Raw genomic sequence first — 1,965 nt, forward strand, 5'->3', positions numbered from 1 at the left:
ATCGTTTTAGTTCTTGTTATAGTGTCATCTGATGTGTATGGCGGCGATCATATCACCTCGAATTAGGTGATCAAATTCACTATGCTGCTACAGGGGCTTTAGAAGCTGGCTGGCTTTTGGCTTTTGGGAGCTGTCTGTAGCTTGAGAAGGGTGGATGCGTGCATTTCTATGAATTAAATAAAGGGCGTTTTGTGTGTGGTGAGTGTATCATTAAGCTGATACTCGAGCTCTCGGATAGATAGCTGCTAGGGGCATGAGTTGCCGCTATGGCAGCAAATGCTATCTAAAGTACGCATTTAATAATCTCCATATGATTTTTCTTTGATGCCGTCGAGGCTTGTCGTTTTGCCTTTTAATTTTTAGGACGTGAACTTCCCGTGTTGAATGGATCCTTTTCTCCTTGGCCTTGCTTTACTGATGAAGAAGCTGAGGCTGTGCGTAATGTGTTACTTTCCAATCAAGTCAATTACTGGACTGGAAGTGAGGGGCGTGAGTTTGAGAAAGAGTTTGCTGCTTTTTCTGAAGCGGCGCACGCGGTTGCCGTCGCTAATGGCACTGTTGCGCTGGATTTGGCATTCCAAGGTTTGAATGTTGGGGATGGTGATGAGGTTGTTGTTACGTCGCGTACGTTTTTGGCATCAGTTTCCTCCATTGTAAATTCGGGGGCTACTCCAGTGTTTGCTGATGTCAGCCTTGATAGCCAGAATATTACCGCAGAAAGTATTCGTGCGGTGTTGACATCGCGAACTAAAGCGGTTCTTTGTGTGCATCTTGCCGGGTGGCCATGTGATATGGACCCGATTATGGAGCTGGCTCAAGAGCACAATTTGTATGTTATTGAGGATTGTGCACAGGCTCATGGGGCGCGCTATAAGGGGAAAAGTGTCGGTTCAATTGGTCATGCTGGTTGTTGGTCTTTCTGCCAAGATAAAATAATGTCCACTGGCGGTGAAGGGGGAATGGTTACGACAAACAGCGAGCAGCTTTGGAAAAGGATGTGGTCGATAAAGGATCACGGAAAATCCTGGGATGCCGTTTATAATCGTGAATATCCACCAGGTTTTAGATGGTTGCATGAATCCTTCGGGACAAATTGGCGAATGACTGAAATGCAGGCAGCGATTGGGCGAATACAGATCACTCGGATGACTGAGTGGCATAATGCTAGGATTGAGAATGCCGCTAAAATTTGGCAGGTAGCTTGCCAGCAGCCGGGGCTTTCGACACCAGATGTACCCGAGTATATCGAGCATGCTGCATATAAGTGCTATGTGTTTGTTGAGCCAGATAAGCTTAAGCTGGGCTGGGATCGGGATAGAGTTATAGACGAAATCTGTAAGTTAGGTGTTCCGTGTTTTTCTGGATCATGCTCAGAAGTATATCTTGAAAAAGCGTTTGATGATACGGGGTGGAGGCCAGCTGAATCTTTGCCCAACGCGAAATTTTTAGGAGAGCAAAGTTTGATGTTTTTGGTTCACCCAACCATAACGTCAAGTGAAATTGAATTGAGCTGTTCGGCTCTAAAGGCAGTCATGGATAAAGCCGTTGCTTGATAAGATGGCGATAGTAGGAATGGAGTACTAATGGAGTCATCAGGTCTATCTAGTTCATCACTTCATTATCGAGTGTTGACACTGGGACGTAGTCGTAAGAAATTGATTATGGTCTTAGCGGACTTTATCGCCTTGCCCCTTGCGTTGTGGTCTGGGTATGCGCTGAGGTTGGCAGAGTGGTGGCCAGAAGAGCAGCTCGCAAGCGCATGGTGGCTATTTATCACTACGCCGGTATTCGGGTTGTTCATTTTTGCAAAGCTTGGGCTGTATCGGGCGGTTGTCCGGTTTATGGGGACGCAGGCGATTTGGGCTGTTGTCAAAGGCGTTGCGTTGCTTGCTTTAATGATGTGGTCTACAGCATTTTTTTTCAATGTTGCCCCCTTTCCTCGATCAGTACCTATTAACTTTGCGC

At 46.4% G+C, this 1,965-nt stretch carries 1 protein-coding gene and 1 pseudogene; both read left to right on the forward strand.

Annotated elements, in window-relative coordinates:
- The first annotated feature begins 377 nt into the window (after positions 1 to 377).
- On the forward strand, positions 378 to 1,553 hold the full coding sequence (locus ABYW01_RS20455) for a DegT/DnrJ/EryC1/StrS family aminotransferase (protein ID WP_372836331.1): 1,176 nt from the start codon (positions 378 to 380) through the stop codon (positions 1,551 to 1,553).
- A 30-nt stretch (positions 1,554 to 1,583) separates the two neighbouring features.
- Positions 1,584 to 1,965, forward strand: a pseudogene (locus ABYW01_RS20460) (polysaccharide biosynthesis protein); the annotation flags it as partial.

The organism is Pontibacterium sp. (assembly GCF_041587635.1).
Classification (GTDB): Bacteria; Pseudomonadota; Gammaproteobacteria; order Pseudomonadales; family Balneatricaceae; genus Pontibacterium.